Here is a 17,351-nt window from a genome sequence, read left to right as displayed (position 1 = left end):
TCCTCCTAATACACCGCGGCTCGGGAAACTGGTTCGTCCGCGTCGCCCTCAGCGCGCTCGATCGGCTCAGGCCCAGAGCGCACGGCCTTCAGAATGAGACGGAACTCGACGACGGCGAGCGATCCGTACACGAGCGTGAACGCGAGAAGTGAAACGAGCACAGTGAGCCCGCTCACGCCGGGCGAGACGCCGTCCTCGGTTTTCAGGAGTCCGAAGACCAGCCACGGCTGGCGTCCCATCTCCGTGAAGATCCAGCCGACGCTCATGGCGAGCAGTGACGCGGGAAACGACCAGATCGCGGCCTTCCATGCCCAGCGGTTCGTCGGTGTGCGTCCCTTGCGCGTGAGCCACAGCCCGACGACGGCCACGAGAATGTGCACGACACCGAGCCCGATCATCCACCGGAACGACCAATACGTGATCCAGATGATCGGCGCGTAGTCGCCGGGTCCGTACATCTCTTGATAGTCGGCCTGTATGTCGTTGATGCCCTCGACGGTGCCATCGAGCGAGTGCGTCGAGAGCAGCGAGAGAAGGTAGGGCACGCGGATGGAGAACAGTTCGTGCACTCCGTCAGGGGTCCCGAGCGTGAAGAGCGAGAACGATGCGTCGGCTCCGGATGCTGTCGCGTAGAGAGCCTCGGCGGCAGCCATCTTCATCGGTTGTGCGTCCACCATCGCGAGGCTCAGCTGGTCGCCCATGAGCGCGGTGCCCGCTCCCGAGATGACCATGGTCCAGAGCCCGAATTTGAGCGCCGGACGCATCGTCTCCATATTCTGGCCGCGCGAGAGGTGCCACGCCGCGACGGAGATGACCAGTCCCGCTGACACCATGAAGCACGCGAAGATCGTGTGGGGGAACGCCGCGATGGCGATCGGGTTAGCAAGGAGCTCACCGAGGCTCGTGAGTTCGGCCCGCCCCTTCTCTTCGTTGATCGTGTACGCGATCGGGTTCTGCATGAACGCGTTCGCCGCGATGATGAAGTAGGCCGAGACAACGGTGGCCACTGCCGTCACCCAGATGGTCGCAAGATGCAGGCCGCGAGGGAGGCGATCCCAGCCGAAGATCCACAGACCGATGAAAGTCGCCTCGAGAAAGAATGCAAGAAGCGCCTCGAGCGCCAGTGGCGCACCGAAGACGTCACCGACGAACCGTGAATAGTCAGACCAGTTCATGCCGAACTGGAACTCCTGCACGATTCCCGTCACCACGCCCATCGCGAAATTGATCAGAAAGATCTTGCCGTAGAAGTGAGTGAGCTGAAGGTACTGCAGCTTTCCTGTGCGCACCCAGACCGTCTGGAAAATCGCGACGATCGTCGCCAAGCCGATCGTGAGCGGAACGAAGAGAAAGTGGTACAGCGTCGTCAAGCCGAACTGCCACCGTGCGAGAACCAGCGGATCCAGAAGCTGTTCCACAGATGCCCTCCCTGATTGCGCGTGTTCTACGCGCCGTAGAAATGCGGGTTCTACACAGTGTAGAACAAATATTTCTACGATGTGTAGAACACGGTTTCTACATCATGTAGAGGGTTTCGGAAAAACCGCGTATCCTGAAGACATGGCAACTCTTGGTGATCTCGAACGCTCGGTGATGGACGTCCTCTGGGCCTCCCCCGAGCCGCTCAGTGCCGGTGACCTGAGAGATCGACTGGTGACGGCAGACGCCGGCGCCGCGCGCCGCCAGCTCGCCGCGACGACCGTACTGACTGTTCTGTCTCGACTCGAGTCAAAGGGCTTCGTTTCCCGAAACCGTTCGCATCGCCCTCACCTGTATCGAGCCGTCACGACGCGGGCCGATCACACAGCAGACCTGATGCATGAGGTTCTCGGCGCAGCACCCGACCGCGAAGCCGCGCTTGCGCGCTTCATCGGCGGCGTCTCTCCGACCGAGGCTGAGACGCTTCGGTCCCTGCTCGAGCGCAAGTCATCCCCGGCGAAGTAGCCGTATTCTGAGTGCGATGCTCCTCGCCTCTGCACTCCTCGCCGCGCTCGCTTTCGCGCTCGCGTGGCCCGTTCCCATCGTGCTCGCGCGAGCGGCGTGGCCTTCGAGGGCACCGGCTCTCGCTCTGTTCGTATGGCAGGCCGTCGCCGTCGCGGGCGTGCTCTCAACTCTCGGTGCGCTCGTCACCTTCGGAGTCTCGGGATTGTCCCCGACCGTATCCGACGGCGTGCGATTGCTCATCGACGGCGTGATGAGCGGGACAACGCCCGCTGGACTCGGTGCGCTGCACATCTTCGCTCTCTGCTGTGCTGTCCTCTTCGCCGGGCACCTTCTGCTCAGCGTTCTGACCACGGTCGTGAGAACCGAGCGGGAACGACGGCGACAACATGATCTCGTCGCCCTCCTGAGCGCGCCTGACAGCACGGTGCCTGGCGCCCGCGTCATGGAATATCCCGCGCCCGTCGCTTACTGCCTGCCCGGAGCGTTCCGCACCGCCACCGTGCTGACAGACGGGCTCGTGAAAGCACTCAGTTCCGACGAGGTGCACGCTGTCATCGCCCACGAGCGGGCTCATCTCACTCAGCAGCATCATCTGCTGCTGCTCGCATTCAGGGCATGGCGAAAGGCACTGCCATGGTTTCCCATCGCCACTCGCGCCAGCGACGCCGTGGGGCTTCTCGTCGAAATGCTCGCAGACGACACGGCCCGAGCCGAGTCCTCGGCGCACTCCCTCGTTTCCGCCATCGTTGCCGTTGCCACGGGCGGCGGCGGTTCGCCCGATGTGGGCGTCGCCGACGCCACGCCGCAGTCCGCCGCACCCCGAGTCACTCGATTGCTCAGAGACCGAAACCCCCTCCCGCGCGTCGTCGTTTTCGGGGTGCTGCTCGCCGCGATATCTCTCGTGTGCGTTCCGCCAATTCTGCTGCTCGCAGCGTGACGGGACGCTTGTGGTTTAAGCTCGCAGGGTGAATGAGATCCTCGACGGCATCCTTGATGCTGTTCAGAGCGTGGATCCCGTCTTGCGGACAATCCTCGCCGGGATCGCCATCATGCTCGAGACGAGCATCCTCGTCGGTCTTGTCGTTCCGGGAGACACGATCGTCATCGTCGCGGGCACAGGGATCGAATCTCCCGTGCAGTTCGTGGCCATGTACTGCGTCGTGGTCGTCGGGGCCCTCGCAGGCGAGAGCATCGGATTCGCGCTCGGCCGATACTTCGGTGACCGTATCCGGCGCTCACGATTCGGCACGAGAATCGGCGAGCACAATTGGCAGAGGGCCGAGCGGTACCTTGAGCGACGCGGCGGAATCGCTGTATTCCTCTCGAGGTTCCTTCCCGTTCTGCACTCGCTCATTCCCGTGACGGTGGGAATGAGCACGATGCGCTACCGTCGGTTTCTCGCCTGGACGGTTCCCGCATGCCTGATCTGGACAGGTGCCTACGTCTCTGTGGGGTCTGCCGCGGCCGAGACTTACCGAGAGCTCTCCGAACGTCTGCACTTCGCCGGCTATGTCTTCGTGGGTATCATCGCGATCTTTCTGCTCATCGCCTGGGCCGTCAAAAAGGCCCTGCATCGCATCGAGAAGCGTCACATGGCACGCGCGAACGAGGAGTTGGAACGTTCGAATCGCAGTCAGACCGACAACATGACAGGATTGACCGATGCCCCGAACCGAGACGAGTCCGCCTGAGCCGGAGCGCATTCACCGCGCCGCTCGTCTTGACGACGCGTTTCTCGCCTGGCGCGCGCGCCGCGCCGTCAGACGCGGCATGAAGCCCACCGCCGTCTCCTACACGGGGTACGGCTCGACAGAATGGGTCCGCGTACTCGGACGCGTGCTATACACGCATCCGGAACGCCGTGATGAAGCGAGCAATCGAAGCCGGGGCTGGCGCAGCTTTACCAGCATCCCCGTGGTCTCGAGCCCGATTACCGTGGAGATTGCAGGAATCACACATGAGGTTATCGCCGACCGCGGCGGCGTCATCGATACGGTGATCCCCGCGAAGCTGCCTCCCGGGTGGCAGACGATCCGGCTCTCGGCGGAAGGGTCAGAGCCGGCGATAAGCGACGTCTACATCGTGGAGCCGGGAACACGTTTCGGCGTCATCTCCGACGTCGATGACACTGTCATGGTTACCGCCCTGCCCCGGCCGCTCGTCGCGGCATGGAATACGTTCGTTCTCGACGAGCACGCGCGCACGCCTGTACCCGGAATGGCGGTGCTGCTCGATCGACTCTCGAATATGCACGGCGGCTGCCCCGTGATCTATCTGTCGACCGGCGCGTGGAATGTCGCTCCAACGCTCAGCCGTTTTCTGTCGCGCCATCTCTATCCGGCCGGAGCGCTCCTGCTCACGGATTGGGGGCCCACGCACGATCGGATCTTTCGCAGCGGACGGGCCCATAAGCGGGAGAACCTTCGCCGCCTAGCCGCGGAGTTTCCCGACATCACGTGGATTCTCGTCGGCGACGACGGCCAGCACGACGAGGAGCTGTACTCCGAGTTCGCCTCCGAGCGTCCCGACAATGTCTCTGCCGTCGCCATCCGCCAGCTCTCCGCAGGTGAAGCCGTTCTTGCCGGCGGCCGGTCGAAGCACGAGCAGCACGACGCCGGGCACACCTGGGTGTACGCTCCTGACGGGGCAGGCCTTTTGAGCGAGCTCAACAAGGTTCTGCCCGACTGACGTCGGCCGCCGCCGTTACGATCGAACGGTGATTCGAGAACTTACTCCAGCGCAGCTTCGACGGGCACGATGGCTCTCTCTGGGTCTTGGTGTCGAGCGCCAGCCGTCTGCGGGCGCCGTCGTCGATCGACTGGGGGCCCTGCAGGGCCAGGACCTTCCGGGAGTGCTGCACTCCCTCGCGATTCGTCTCGAGAGAGCCACGGTCGACGACATCAGCAGAGAATTCGATGACAAGACGCTCGTCAGGGGCTGGCCCATGCGCGGTACTCTGCACGTGCTGCGTGCAGAAGACCTGCGTCCGCTCACGCGCATCACGCGCAAACGCGTGCTCGGGAGCATGGCCGGGCGGGCTCGAGCCCTGAACATCACCGACGCCGAGATCGACGACGTCATGCTCTCCGTCTCCGACGATCTCATCAGCTCGGGACCCGTCACTCGCGCCGAGCTTCGCGATAGTGTGGGGCGCGCATACCACGGGGGTCCGAGCAGCCAAACAGTGTCGCACCTGATCTACCGCCTCGCCGTCAGCGGAACCATCTGCCATGGTCCTTTCCGTGACGGCCAGCAGCTGATCGTCCACACAGACTCGTGGATCGGACATCGGGCCGAGAGCGATGCCGAAGAATTCCTGGCCAGGATGCTGCGGCGATTCGTGTCTGGTCATGGCCCTGTCTCCGACGCCGATGCCGCCCGCTGGTTCGGTCTTCCGCTCACGACCATCAGAGCCGCTCGCACAAGGCTCGGCGACGCAATCTGCACGGTGGAGACCACCTCAGGGCCCCAATGGATGGTGACGGGCGCAGAGACCGAGCAGATCCTCGCATCGCTGCATCGGCGGCCGCCCGTCCGGCTGCTGCCGGGATTCGACGAATTCATGCTCGGATACGGCGATCGGTCGTTCGCCGTTCCCGAGCAGTTTCTCGACGAGATCGTTCCTGGCGGAAACGGCATGTTCCGAGCAACCGTCTGCTCGGGAGCGTCTGTGATCGGAACCTGGTCGAAGGCCAAGAAGCGAGGCGCTGTTGCGGTGGCTCCGTTTTCTGACGTTACGCCGTCGATGAAGAACGCTATTCGTGTCGCCGCGCGCGAGGTCGAACGTGTCACGGGCAACCAGGTGACGGTGCAGTTCCCCGATTAGTCTGAACACATGAAACTCACCCGGCGCTTCCAAACCACGAAGCGGTCGCCGCTTCTGCAGGTTGTGAAGACGTCTGTCGCAGCTGTGCTCGCTTGGGTGATCGCCGGCCTCATTCTTCCCGCCGAACTGCCCATCTTTGCGGCCATCGCCTCGTTGCTCGTCGTGCAACCGAGCGTCAACCAGTCATTCGGCAAGGCGATCGAGCGCAGCGTCGGAGTCATCTCTGGTGTCGTCATCGCATCATTGCTAAGCCTCGTGCTCGGGCAGTACTCGTGGGTCATCATGCTCGCCATCATCGTCGCCGTGCTGCTGTCATGGGCCCTGCGCATGACAACCGGCACCTCGAACCAGGTAGCGATCAGTGCCATGCTGGTTCTCGCTCTCGGAGCATCCTCACCCGAGTACGCTCTCTACCGTATTGTCGAGACCCTGATCGGTGCCGCACTCGGGATCATCGTCAACATGGTCATCGTCCCGCCCGTTCTCGTCGCTCCCGTCCGCGAGAACGTGATTCTGCTGGGCAACGAGCTGGCTGCGACGCTTGAACGACTCTCGGCAGCTCTCAGCGAGCCGCAATCCGCTGCAGACCGGGAGCGGCTCATGATCGAAGCGCGTCTGCTCCGTCCCATGAAAGACGCCGCCGTCACGTCCATTGAAGAAGGCGAAGAGTCCCTCTCGCTCAATCCACGCAGGTCCGCGCACAGAGAGCAACTCGAAGAGCTCCGCGAGGTGACTGACCGCTTCGGCCCTGTTGTCACACGTGTGATCGGCATGACGCGCGCCTTTCGTGACCATTACGACGGAGGCCTCTACCGCGAGCCGACACTGGGCGCGATCGCCGATCAGCTCAACCGCGCCGCTCATGATCTGCGCCTCATCATGAGGCCGTCTATCGCTGACCCCGAGCCGATGACGAGTGAGTTCCCCGCTCTCACCGCGCCGCTTCAGGTGAAACCCCCGCAGTCCACGCACTGGGTTCTCATCGGGTCTCTCATGGAAGACCTGCGTCGCATTCGCGAAGAACTTCTTATCGAATCCGACGAGGACGCCGTGTGATTCTGGGCGCTGCTGATCATGCGCCCACTGCAGCACCATCGAGGTAGTACCACGCGCGACCATCACGCACGAAGCTGCTTCGCTCCTCTTGCCGCGCCCGCGCATCCGCTGTTCGGTAGTGCGCAATGAAGTGCACAGTCCCGCGACGGTCGAATGGACCGCCACCTGTCGTCTCCACAATCTCCAATCGCCACCATCGGATGCTGGAATCGAGATCGATCTCGCGCGGCCGCGTCGAGGCGTGCCACGTGCGCATCAGATGTCCCACATCCCCGAGGGCGAACGCGGTGTACCGAGACCTCATCAGCTGCTCAGCGGTTGGTGCGAGCGCAGTGCCGCGCACGATGCGCGCACAGCATTCTCCGAAGACGTCACCACTACCGCATGGGCACCGCTCTGCCTCACTCATCGCCTCGTCCATGTTCCCCTTTCTCACCAATCGTGACCGCGAGATTCCCACGGCCGTGGAAGCCGTGCACCGAGCGCAGCCAGTGGCGCTTGCGCCTTCACCGCGACCTCGTCGATCTCGAACTCGGGTCGCGAATCGATCGTCAGGCCGCCGCCAGCCCCGACGTACGCGATGTCCCCCTCGAAGACAGCACTCCGAATGGTCATCGCCAACTCGGCATCGCCACGTTCTCCCAGCCACCCGAAGCATCCCGCGTACACCCCGCGCGGGCCGCGTTCAAGCCCAGCCAGAATCTGCATCGCTCGCTGCTTGGGGGCCCCGGTCATCGACCCGGCGGGAAACGCTGCGTCGATGAGATCGTCGATCGTGCAGTCCTCACGCATGCGGCCGGTCACCTGGCTGACGAGCTGGTGCACATGAGCGTGCGATTCCAGTTCGAAGAGGCGTGCAACCGCCACGCTGTCTGCAGTGCACACGCGGCTCAGATCGTTTCGCATCAAGTCAACGATCATCAGATTCTCGGATCGTTCCTTCGCGTCGCTCACGAGCTCCAGTCCGCGCTGGGCGTCGAGCGCGGGGTCGCTTTCGCGCGGGCGGGTCCCCTTGATCGGGCTTGTCGACACCCGACCGGATGCTGTTAGACGCAGAAACTGCTCGGGCGACGCAGCGACAAGCGCGCGATCGTCTGACCGTATCAGTGCTGTATAGGGCGCGTTCGCCTGTGAAAGCCGCGCGTGGACGAGTCGGGGGTCGAGCGAGTCGTGCACGGTGAAGCGTGTCGTGAGGCACAGCTGATACGCGTCACCCGAGCGAATCGAATCGAGAGCTGTCGCGATCATGTCCCGATATTCGTCGGGACTGTGCCGTGCGACCGCCACGACATCGGTGCTGTCTGCTCTCCCCCGTGTGCGGCGGATCGGCAGAGACATGACTCGGCGTCTCACTTCGTCGCACCACGCGTCGACCTCGTCCTGTGGCGCATGGGCCCAGAGGAGTCCTGACGAATGGTCGACCGTCACGTAGCGCACTGCACGCAGCCATATCGACGCGCTCTGGTCGTAACCGGCCCACCCGATCCAGTTCTCTCCCGTTGCGTCGCCTCTTCGTGGGCTGTCTGAGACGGGAAGGACACCGGCAGAGACCGGTTCGCCGATGCCAATGCGGCTGACGGTGCGTCCGCTCGATCGGGTCGTGAGCCAGAACCCATGCGCGTCATCGCCGACGAGCACGTCGAAGGCAACGGCAGCCGAGGTCGCTGACACATCAATGCGTCGAAACGAACTCGACATTCGGCGACCCTTTCAACACGTGCAGCTCACGGGATGTGGCGTAACCATTATCTGCGGTCGCGGCACTCGGCAGCCGATCGGCGCGGACGGAGCGCGTGGTCATGAGTAAAGCCCTGGGAACTTTGCGTTCACCAGGGCTTTTGGTGGATCTGAGGGGACTCGAACCCCTGACCCCCTGCATGTGTTTCGCGTCGGCCCATTCTGGTGGTTTGTGGTGGATTAGAGCCTATCTTAGGGCGGAATTATGCGGAAGCACCGTCCCCGTTTGGTGGACAGTAGCGGACCGATTCAGTTGAATTTCGGCTCAATTTCGGCCCCTCGGCGAACGCTAAGCTGCACCTGTGACTCCGCGTGCTGGACGAGAATCCCAAGAAGACGAGAGCAAATCCGCTCAGTACTTCGAGCTCCTCATGACGAGGATCGCAAGGATGGACGACCTCGACCAGCTATTCCATGAAGAACCGCCTCCACACTCCGCGATGGCTGGCGACGATCTAAAGACCCCTTACGATAGTGTGTCGTTCCAATCACATTTCTATCTGAGCGTGGCAATCGAGCACCTACAAGCAATTCAGACCTTTTACCGCGCAACTGAGCGAACGCTACCGCCCTTTTCGTTTTACTCACTCGCGCGAGCATCGATCGAATCGGCTGCATATGGGATCTGGATTCTGAGCGGAAACAAGAGACAGAAACGCGTACGGCGCTCCCTCAAGATCACGTATGACAACAGCAGCGACGTAGCAACCCTCGCCTGTCGTCTTGGGGTCCCTTATGACTTAGAGAACGTCCGTAAGCGGCTCACCGAGATCCAAGCGATGATCCCGGGGAACCGACAATATCGTCTGTCAAGTAGGAGCACCACGATCACCTCAATGCTGTCGGAGACAGACAAGATCGTGGATAACTCGGTCATGAGTGGCGCTGATGCTTGGCGTATATGCAGTGGAATCACCCATGCGAACAAGAGCATTGCGTCAAAGGTCCTTGAGACCAGCAAGATTTCTGGAACTGAAACGGAGACTTCAAGTTCTTACCTGGTCACTACATCAGTGACAATGATCGCGGCTGTGGTGAGCGCTGCAATTGAATACACCGACCATCTCAGCGAACTTATCGTTGAGCGTTCGACCCCCAATTCTTCGGAGGCCCGTTCCTAGAAAGATGCAGAAGGATCATCGAGCAATGCACGATTAGCTTCCATCCCTCAGCTCCACAAACCGCGCCTCCCGCATCTCCCGACACCACACTGGCAGCACAAACGTCGGCCAAGCCTGTACTGCACCCACTCCCGGCACGACCGCCCCCTGTCGCCCACCGCAGCCTCCCTCATTCACCTCACCGCTCCAGGCGGCCGCTTCCATCCAGGCATCTCCGGCCGCTGCCGCACCGTCGCCGGCCCGGTGACGAGCCGATGCGGCTCCAGGTGCTCATACTCATAAGCGTGCACCGCGCGAACAGCATCCTTGAGTGTCACGAAGTAGCCGATGAGCTTGCGGTCTCGTGAGGCGGGGCTGTAGGTCACCGCTCTGTAATAGGCGTCGTGCTTCGGCCCGAGGTGTAGAAGCCGGACGATGCCGGCCGGATAAGCACCGGTCAGGCTCCGTGCTACCCATTCGATCGGTGCCAGGTCCTCGTTCATGATTCAAAGCGTAGAAAGTGGGGACTGACATCGAGCCGGCGTGACCACGCAGGGTTGCGGTCACCCGAGCCGCATGTGAATCCACGCTTTGGCCAGCGCTTCGCCAGCGAGGGGCTCCATCACCCACTCATTTTCGCCCGGACGCGCTTTCGTGAAGCGGGCAAGCGCTTTGTCAGACTCGAATTCGGCTGCCCAGACGTGCGCATCGAAGCCCTGCCTGCGATACCGCTCGGCGAAGCTGAGGGCCACCTCCGGACGCTCTGACCAGGACATGCGATTGAGCCGATCCGGGGAGCAGCCGCGGTAGAGGATAGTGGGCCCTGTCAATGGGCAGGTGCTTTCCTCGTCCTCGACGAGGAAGTCGACGTTCCGGAAAAGTAGCTCCCAGATCATTTCATCTGCGTAGGCCATGGGGCTGTCCGGTCCGGTCCATGCATCCTGCAGCGCTCGGCAGTAATCCTCATCTCGCAAGCGTCCATCGCTAAAAGCGCTGATGAAGAGCCAGGCCAGGTCATTGCGGCCACGCCGGTAGGTGATCTCCTCCCAGGTGGGCCGGATATCTGCAGCTTGAGTGCTCATCTTTATCTCCTATTAGGTGCTCCAGGTCGGGACCTACCGTCCCGGAGCCAGCTCCAGTGGCTCATCTAGAACAAATGCGGCGAAACCGTCGTCCCCTCAAGACCTCCAAACATTTGGAAGTAGGGCGCCCCGTCGTCGGCCCGCCTTTACCCCGCCACCCTTTCGGGACGACCGCGGAGCGCCAACGCCCCGTCCCCGGCTGCGATGCGTGGCGGGACGAAGACGGGGCGTCACATCTAAGTAGTGGGCGTCGGTGGCGCCCAGCGGTGGCTAATGGGATCGCTGCCCGGCACAGTGAATGCGAGCTCGAAAACTCTCACTGCACCTGGGCCTGCGGTGTGACGGTCGATGTCGTCTGGGATCCAGATCCATTCGCGGAGGGCAAGGTTGAGGCGCGCGGCGACGCGGAGGGCACGGTGATTGTCGGCGCTGACGATGACGAAGCGCGTGGAGGGACCAGGTGTCTGGAGGTTACTCATACCTCTTATATGCGCGGCTTGCCTGTGGAGCAGATGGGTCAGTGGGGTGAGATATCTTCAAATACAGAGGCAAGCACGATGGGAGGAGCTCCTATGGACCAAACTGCAGGGCTTATAGGTCGGCGCCGCACATTCTGGCGGCGAGAGAAGGCAGTCGAGCCTGAGGCACCCGCAACACCGGAACTTACCGAGTATTCTGCAGAATGGCAGGCCGAGGTCGAGCGAGAGGCCGCTTCTTTGTGGCATACGACAACGAGCTCGGGGTACATTCCGGAAGTCGTATCCGACTACGTCGATCGGCAAATCGAACGAGTCGCCTCACGTCTGTCGCCTGCCGAGTTGAAGCAGCGCATCATCACGAGAGCGCGGAACCTGCGCCATGAACCTTCAGACGAGAAGGTGCCGGCGGCTGGCAGCCAGATGGCCGAGTTGCCTGGAGAGGTTCCTAGATATGTCAAGCACCTTTCTCCTGGAATCGCCGAAGTCATTGGCGAGGCTGCGGCGCTATGGAAGGCTGAGGGCACGTTAGAGGCTCCCGCAGTCGTCCTGGAGCACATTGACCATCGACTGGAGACACTATCGTCTTCTCCAAATGCCGAACGTGCCAAGGCAGCGGTTCTCGCGGCCGCGCAACGCAGACGGAACACTCTCGCCACCTCGCCCACTGCCGAACAGGAGGAGCTCGTTGAAGCACTTCGCAGAGAGAGTGCCATCCGCCAGAAAAAGAGGATAGCCGCACTTCGTGCGGAGTTTGCCACAGCAGTCGAGCGGCTGAGGCAACGGTTAGAAGCTGAAGCGGAAGCACAGGCAGCTCGCACTGCGCAAGCGGAGAAACTGCGACAGAGGTTACGGGAAGCGGAGGAGCAGCGTCGTCTGGAGCAAGAGGCTGAGCAGCAACGTCTCCTCGCTGAAGAAGAGGAACGAAGGCTACGCTGGCTCAACCGCCCCGCCCCGGCCCCGGCACCGCAGCCATATGGAGTATCGCATGAAGGTGCGGAGCACCTCGTAGTTGCCTGGATGCGTCACCTTGGGGTATTGGACGCCGAGGTCACGCAGTTTTCCGGCGACGGAGGGATAGATGTTGCGTCTGCGCAGTACATCGCTCAAGTCAAGAATTACGCGGGTTCCGTTCCGGTCATCGAGGTTCGAGCCTTCTTTGGCGTCGCCATTGCTGATGAGAAGTCGCCAATCTTCTTCACAAGCGGATCCGTGACATCTGAAGGGCAAGCTTTTGCAGATCGAGTAGGGATGGCACTTATCCATTACAACGCCGAGGAAGCCGTCCTCACCGGGCTCAACAGCCTCGGCGCTCAATGCGTCGAATTCAGCATTCCTCAGGCCTTCACCCGCCTCAACAACCAACTCTTTGCGGACTGTCCCAAACCGGCAACGCCCCGGGCACACGGGAACGCTTCACGGCAGGACGACGACGGGACGACAACGCCGGGCGAAGCGCGGGCGGGGCGTGGCGAAGACGGGGCGGCCTTCATGCTTCGGCTTGCGTCGGTGGCGTCCAGTCGTACCTGATGGGGTCCGTGGCCTGATACCGCGGACAAAGTCACCCGAATCGAAGTACGTAGATGAGATTCGTAATGGCTAGGCAAATTGGAATGCCGAAAATTGTGATGAAACAGCTTCCAACAAGCGCTCCAAGCGCCATGCCTCGACGGTAGCCGCTCAAACGCCCCGCTCGGTACAAGCCGATTGACGAAAACACAATGCCGAGAATGTCCAGGATCGGCACACTAGCCAGAAGAGCGAACCGTGTATACAGCATCGCTCGAAGTGGCAATATTGGTGCTTAGAGGATGAGGAACACGGTCATCGGAGCGAGTGCACACCAAACCATTACAAGCGCCGCTGCGACGATCCTATTGTTATGCCGACCATGGCTCGGCACCGGCTTCGGTGGCGGTGGCGTCCACTGGTCAGATCCCGCTGCGCTCGCTTCTTTTGGTAACAACTCCGGTCCCTCTACCCCATTCACAATGCACAATCGGCCTACGAAGCCCAGCTACGCCCGGGATCCTCTTACTTCGCCCCCGCAGGCACAGAGATCTCTACACCGTCGAGCAGCTCCTCGCGCGTCGCATCCACTTTGCCGGCTATACCCTCCACCGTGATCGTGAAGTACTTAGAGTCGCTGGTGAAGTCTTCGATTGTAAATGAAGAAGCAATCGAAAGATTCCGCGCTAAAGAGCGGCATCGCAAGCTCAAAGCCATGGATGAAAACACCCGGATTTCCGATGAAATGGGCCACGTGGATTGAGGAGATTTAGAAGATAGAAGGTGGCACTTCGTGCCACCTTCAGATATCGAACAGACGACGAGAAGAACCCATCAGCTTGCCTCTCCTCAAGCCTTCGGTACACGGCCCCGAAAGCCTCCCCTCCACTGAGCAGCAAATCCCGCCACTCTCTCCGTGACTTCCCGCGTTCCGGCAGCCCTCGCCTCATCGCCCCGTCGTCGTCCCGCCACCGCAACGGCCCCTGCCGCCCTGCGGGCGGCCGCCACAGCCCGTTGTCGGTCTGCCGCGTCACGCTGACGGTCCGTCACTGACGGGACGAGGGCGGGGCGTCTTCGGGGCGCTGCCACTGCGGGGACGGAAACGGCTAATCCCGGAACCGTTCTTCCTTGCGCACCCAGTCCACCGCGTCTCTCCATAAACGGCGCTTGTCCTCGCGGAACGCTGTATTTGTCATAGGCGAATATGTAATCGAGTCTGGGCGCAGATTGGCGAGGTCTGCTTGGGTGAAGATGCCCTTGCCCAGGCCGGCGAGACAAGCTGCACCGAAGCCAGTTATATCGGGCTCCTGTACTGCACGAACCGGGTAACCAAGTAAATCTGCCAACAACTGCATGAGGAACTTGTTCCTTGATGGCCCGCCATCAACTGCCACCTCGGGGTCGTCGTGGCCAGCTGTGTCCGCTAAAAGGAGGATAGCCTCAGTGATAGCGAGGCCTATGCCCTCGAGCAGGGCACGTGCAAGATGTGCCTTGTTCGCCTTCAGACTGAGGCCGCAGATAGTTGCACGAGCTTCGCTGTCCCAATGTGGGGCGGCGAGACCACTGAATGCTGGTACAAGGATGACGCCCGCAGTGTCATCAACCGACGCGGCCAAGTCAGATGTCGTTGCGGCCGACTCTGCAAGCCCGATGTCTACTGCCCAGTCAACTGCTGCTCCAACGTCATAAACGCTACCTTCGAGTACGTATCGCAGGTCGTCTCCGATTCGCCAGCCGATGAATGGTGCAAGTCCGTTTGAAGGACGAACCGGGGAGTTGCCGGCGCTCGTCTCGATGAATGCGCCGGTACCCAGAGTCGCCTTGACGACCGTGGGCGACCAGAGTTCATGCAGGAATTGAGACGCGTTGGTGTCCACAATGCTTGCAGTGATAGGCAGTCGTGACACTGGCACATCTTCGTGTGCTATTTCTCCAAAGTCGCCGACCGTGGGACGAATTTCAGGTAGCGCTGAGCGCGGGACATCGAATAGTCCAGCAAGCTCACTTGACCAAGTTGCCGAGTCAAGATCCATCAATGCCGTCCTAGATACCGTCGAAGGGTCGGTAGCGTGAACTCCACCTGTCAGGCACCGGATCAGGAAGGAATCGGTGCCTCCAACTCTCAGAGTTCCGCGAACGCGTGAAGCGCGCGCTTCATCACTAGATTTGCTGAGCCACGAATACTTCGTCGCTGCAAAATATGGATCGATTGAGAGTCCGCTAATTCTCTCGACCGTGGATGAAAGTCCGCGGTCGCGAAGTTCTGCGCAGCGGTTCGATGTCCTTTTGTCTTGCCAGGAAAGTGCTGGGCCCACGGGACGACCAGTGGCTTCGTCCCATGCGATAGACGTCTCACCTTGGTTAGCAATGCCGAAAGCTGCAACGTCACTCCATTGCAGGCCTGCGGACGAGAGGGCTCGGGAAGCAGCTGCAAGGCTTCCATCGACGAATGATTCCGGGGAATGCTCGACCCATCCTGGGTGCGGCGTGTGCCGCTCTGTAGAGACCGAGGCCCGCCCGAGGAGTAACCCGTCGGATGAAACTACAACCGCAGTGGTCGTACTTCCTCCGTGGTCAATTCCGATCAAAACACCCATTAGCTTGCCAATGCAATCCCACGGCGTTGCATTGGTGCGTTGTCGCTCCATACAACGTTGGTGGCCGGTGCCAACGCTTCAAATGCGGTTCGAGACTCTTGGCGCACTCCAAGCTGGCTGGCAACGCGATCGACAACATCCTCCGCCATCGCCCGATGCGTGGAAAAAGAGCCTCCGACGACGCCAAGCACACCTGCCACTTCCCCGGCGAAGACGGCATGCTTCCGCGAGACTGCACCTCCCTCGCCGGGTGCAGCAGACACTAACGGGCGGACTCCTGCATACGAATTCCATTGGCTCTCGTCCATTGTGGCCGTCGTCGGAATGAATTTCTTCAGTTCCGCGCGCAACTGTTCAAGTTCCTCGGTGGAAACTTCTGTGTCGTCAGGACTGTGGACAATCACCGAAGTGGTCCCAAAGACGGTGGAGCCGTTCAAAGGCACGGCAATGTCGAAACTCTGTGGTTGGCGGCACCGGTTAACGACGGAATTCACCATCTCTTGGTGCACAACAAGCATGGACCCCTTCGCAGTCTCTACGTCAATGTTGAGCCCAACACTTTCCCCAAGAGATGGAGACCATGTTCCAGCAGAGATTACGACGCAATCGGCAGCCACCGTCCAGCGGGTCCCCGACTCGTCTTCAACGATGACCCCCGAGATAGTAGAGCCCGTTGATTCGATTGATACTGCCCTTGTGTGAGTGAGGAATTCAGCACCATGAGAAATGGCTGAAGCCGCAATAGCTGGCACCATTTCCCAAGGGTGGAAGACAGCATCTGGAACGACAAATCCACCTTGCGATGCAGCTATATTCGGTTCCCTCGCTGCAATCTCGCTACTGTCAAGCCACTTCGCGGGTATTCCGGCGACCGCGCAGCTTTCCGCGAAACGGTCTCCGAACTTGGGGTCATCGTCCTCGAAGAGGACAAATAACCCTTCGGTATCAACGCGGGCGAATGAAGCAATGCGCTCCGAGATCTTCCGCTCCTGCATGCACTCGGCAGCGTACTCCGTGTCCGTAACCACGTACCGTGCGCCGCTTTGGAGCATCGAATGGAATCGTCCACTCGTGCCGCCGCCGATCTCGCCGGATTCTATAACTGTCGTCGGAATGCCTCGCATCGACGCATCGCGGGCGATTGCACTGCCGGTTACTCCAGCGCCAATGACAATCAGGCGTTCTTTGCCCATCTCGTAAGTCTCCTTCAAAGGGTTTCGGGTGTGAGAGTTTCTGTCCCTGAATCCAGGAGCAGTTGGTTCAAGTCAGCGGTTGGCGCTGAATCTGTGACCAGAACATCGATTTCGTCCCAGGTCGCGAGCTCCATGCGCCCCTTGCGGCGCCATTTCGACTCGTCGGCCACGATTACGACGCGGTCCGCTTGCCGAATCATCGCTTGGGCGATCGCGAGGTCAAACGGGTGGTCGACTGTAACTCCCCGCTTAGACATCGATTCGACGCCTAGGACTGCAGTATCGAAATGCAACCGGTCAATCACAGAGCTGTCTGGTTGATAGGTACCGTAAGAGGCTCGTCGAACCAACCCTCCAAGGACATAGACATCAATTGAGTCGCTTTCACTAAGACGGAGAGCAACGTTCAAAGCGTTTGTTGTCACTGTCGCCGGCTCGCGGCGCGACTCGAGCGCCATTGCGACCTGCATCACTGTCGTACCGTCGTTCATCGCGACGTGTTCGCCACGATCGATCAGGGATACGGCGCGCTGGCCGATCTCCGACTTGCCATGCGGATTGCGTAGTTCCCGCGAGGTAAATCGCTCTTGTGCTTCCGTCAAGTCGTCGGCCAGTCGCGCGCCACCATGCTCCCGGACAACAACTCCGCGCTGCTCTAGCGCTCGAAGGTCACGGCGAACAGTAACTTCAGACGTTCCGGCGGCGATCGCGAGTTCGTGGATGTTCACGAAAGCACGCGAAGCCATGTACTCCCTGATGCGCTCGTGGCGATCGGTGGTCTTTGACAAGTCAACCTCACTTCGTCGATGAAATGATCATGTGGTCAGAACT

Annotated in this window: 17 protein-coding genes; 9 read left to right on the top strand and 8 right to left on the bottom strand. The window is 61.0% G+C overall.

What is annotated here, in order from left to right; all coding sequences use genetic code 11:
• Positions 1 to 5: 5 nt before the first annotated feature.
• Positions 6 to 1,418, bottom strand: coding sequence for a cytochrome ubiquinol oxidase subunit I (locus ATJ78_RS10650; RefSeq protein ID WP_098407570.1), 1,413 nt, complete (start codon positions 1,416 to 1,418; stop codon positions 6 to 8).
• A 142-nt stretch (positions 1,419 to 1,560) separates the two neighbouring features.
• Here ATJ78_RS10650 and ATJ78_RS10645 point away from each other — a divergent pair, with 142 nt between their 5' ends.
• Genes ATJ78_RS10645 through ATJ78_RS10620 form a run of 6 tightly spaced genes read left to right on the top strand, consistent with a single transcriptional unit; the run spans position 1,561 to position 6,826 of the window.
• Entirely contained in the window at positions 1,561 to 1,944 is a 384-nt protein-coding gene (locus ATJ78_RS10645) for a BlaI/MecI/CopY family transcriptional regulator (RefSeq protein WP_098407569.1), read from the top strand.
• Between the two features lie 16 nt (positions 1,945 to 1,960).
• Positions 1,961 to 2,881, top strand: a complete 921-nt coding sequence (locus ATJ78_RS10640; RefSeq protein ID WP_169923440.1) for a M56 family metallopeptidase — start codon at positions 1,961 to 1,963, stop codon at positions 2,879 to 2,881.
• A gap of 28 nt (positions 2,882 to 2,909) precedes the next feature.
• Positions 2,910 to 3,635, top strand: a complete 726-nt coding sequence (locus ATJ78_RS10635; protein WP_098407567.1) for a DedA family protein — start codon at positions 2,910 to 2,912, stop codon at positions 3,633 to 3,635.
• Positions 3,607 to 4,632 (top strand): App1 family protein phosphatidate phosphatase, encoded by a 1,026-nt coding sequence (locus tag ATJ78_RS10630; protein WP_098407566.1) that lies wholly within the window; start codon positions 3,607 to 3,609, stop codon positions 4,630 to 4,632. Before ATJ78_RS10635 ends, ATJ78_RS10630 begins: the two co-directional genes overlap by 29 nt.
• Positions 4,633 to 4,660: 28 nt before the next feature.
• Positions 4,661 to 5,770, top strand: coding sequence for a winged helix DNA-binding domain-containing protein (locus ATJ78_RS10625; RefSeq protein ID WP_098407565.1), 1,110 nt, complete (start codon positions 4,661 to 4,663; stop codon positions 5,768 to 5,770).
• Positions 5,771 to 5,779: 9 nt separating this feature from the next.
• Positions 5,780 to 6,826: an FUSC family protein gene (locus tag ATJ78_RS10620; RefSeq protein WP_098407564.1), complete on the top strand. Its 1,047-nt coding sequence runs from the start codon at positions 5,780 to 5,782 to the stop codon at positions 6,824 to 6,826.
• Positions 6,827 to 6,842: 16 nt separating this feature from the next.
• Here the strand turns inward: ATJ78_RS10620 and ATJ78_RS10615 are convergent, their stop codons facing one another.
• Together ATJ78_RS10615 and ATJ78_RS10610 are read right to left on the bottom strand one after the other, a co-directional pair.
• Entirely contained in the window at positions 6,843 to 7,235 is a 393-nt protein-coding gene (locus ATJ78_RS10615) for a YchJ family protein (RefSeq protein WP_342744792.1), read from the bottom strand.
• 23 nt (positions 7,236 to 7,258) lie between these two features.
• Positions 7,259 to 8,524, bottom strand: coding sequence for an anthranilate synthase component I family protein (locus tag ATJ78_RS10610; protein ID WP_098407562.1), 1,266 nt, complete (start codon positions 8,522 to 8,524; stop codon positions 7,259 to 7,261).
• 428 nt (positions 8,525 to 8,952) lie between these two features.
• Here ATJ78_RS10610 and ATJ78_RS10605 point away from each other — a divergent pair, with 428 nt between their 5' ends.
• Positions 8,953 to 9,684, top strand: coding sequence for a hypothetical protein (locus ATJ78_RS10605; RefSeq protein ID WP_143741408.1), 732 nt, complete (start codon positions 8,953 to 8,955; stop codon positions 9,682 to 9,684).
• A 173-nt stretch (positions 9,685 to 9,857) separates the two neighbouring features.
• Here the strand turns inward: ATJ78_RS10605 and ATJ78_RS10600 are convergent, their stop codons facing one another.
• Both ATJ78_RS10600 and ATJ78_RS10595 read right to left on the bottom strand, forming a co-directional pair.
• Positions 9,858 to 10,166, bottom strand: a complete 309-nt coding sequence (locus ATJ78_RS10600) for a hypothetical protein (protein ID WP_098407560.1) — start codon at positions 10,164 to 10,166, stop codon at positions 9,858 to 9,860.
• Positions 10,167 to 10,226: 60 nt separating this feature from the next.
• Entirely contained in the window at positions 10,227 to 10,745 is a 519-nt protein-coding gene (locus ATJ78_RS10595; RefSeq protein WP_098407559.1) for a hypothetical protein, read from the bottom strand.
• Between the two features lie 572 nt (positions 10,746 to 11,317).
• On the opposite strand from ATJ78_RS10595, the gene ATJ78_RS10590 reads away from it, so the two are divergent.
• Together ATJ78_RS10590 and ATJ78_RS15900 are read left to right on the top strand one after the other, a co-directional pair.
• Positions 11,318 to 12,751, top strand: a complete 1,434-nt coding sequence (locus ATJ78_RS10590; protein ID WP_169923439.1) for a restriction endonuclease — start codon at positions 11,318 to 11,320, stop codon at positions 12,749 to 12,751.
• Positions 12,752 to 13,343: 592 nt separating this feature from the next.
• On the top strand, positions 13,344 to 13,493 hold the full coding sequence (locus tag ATJ78_RS15900; protein ID WP_156088594.1) for a hypothetical protein: 150 nt from the start codon (positions 13,344 to 13,346) through the stop codon (positions 13,491 to 13,493).
• Between the two features lie 343 nt (positions 13,494 to 13,836).
• Here the strand turns inward: ATJ78_RS15900 and ATJ78_RS10575 are convergent, their stop codons facing one another.
• From ATJ78_RS10575 to ATJ78_RS10565, 3 genes are read right to left on the bottom strand one after another with little or no spacing between them, the layout of a single operon-like run.
• Positions 13,837 to 15,327, bottom strand: coding sequence for an FGGY family carbohydrate kinase (locus tag ATJ78_RS10575; RefSeq protein WP_245836400.1), 1,491 nt, complete (start codon positions 15,325 to 15,327; stop codon positions 13,837 to 13,839).
• Entirely contained in the window at positions 15,327 to 16,520 is a 1,194-nt protein-coding gene (locus ATJ78_RS10570) for an FAD-dependent oxidoreductase (RefSeq protein ID WP_098407554.1), read from the bottom strand. Before ATJ78_RS10570 ends, ATJ78_RS10575 begins: the two co-directional genes overlap by 1 nt.
• A 14-nt stretch (positions 16,521 to 16,534) precedes the next feature.
• On the bottom strand, positions 16,535 to 17,308 hold the full coding sequence (locus ATJ78_RS10565; RefSeq protein ID WP_098407553.1) for a DeoR/GlpR family DNA-binding transcription regulator: 774 nt from the start codon (positions 17,306 to 17,308) through the stop codon (positions 16,535 to 16,537).
• Positions 17,309 to 17,351 lie beyond the last annotated feature (43 nt).

The sequence above is a fragment of the Paramicrobacterium agarici genome (assembly GCF_002563955.1).
GTDB classification, from domain to species: Bacteria; Actinomycetota; Actinomycetes; order Actinomycetales; family Microbacteriaceae; genus Paramicrobacterium; species Paramicrobacterium agarici.
This window is presented reverse-complemented; position numbering and strand designations above follow the sequence as displayed.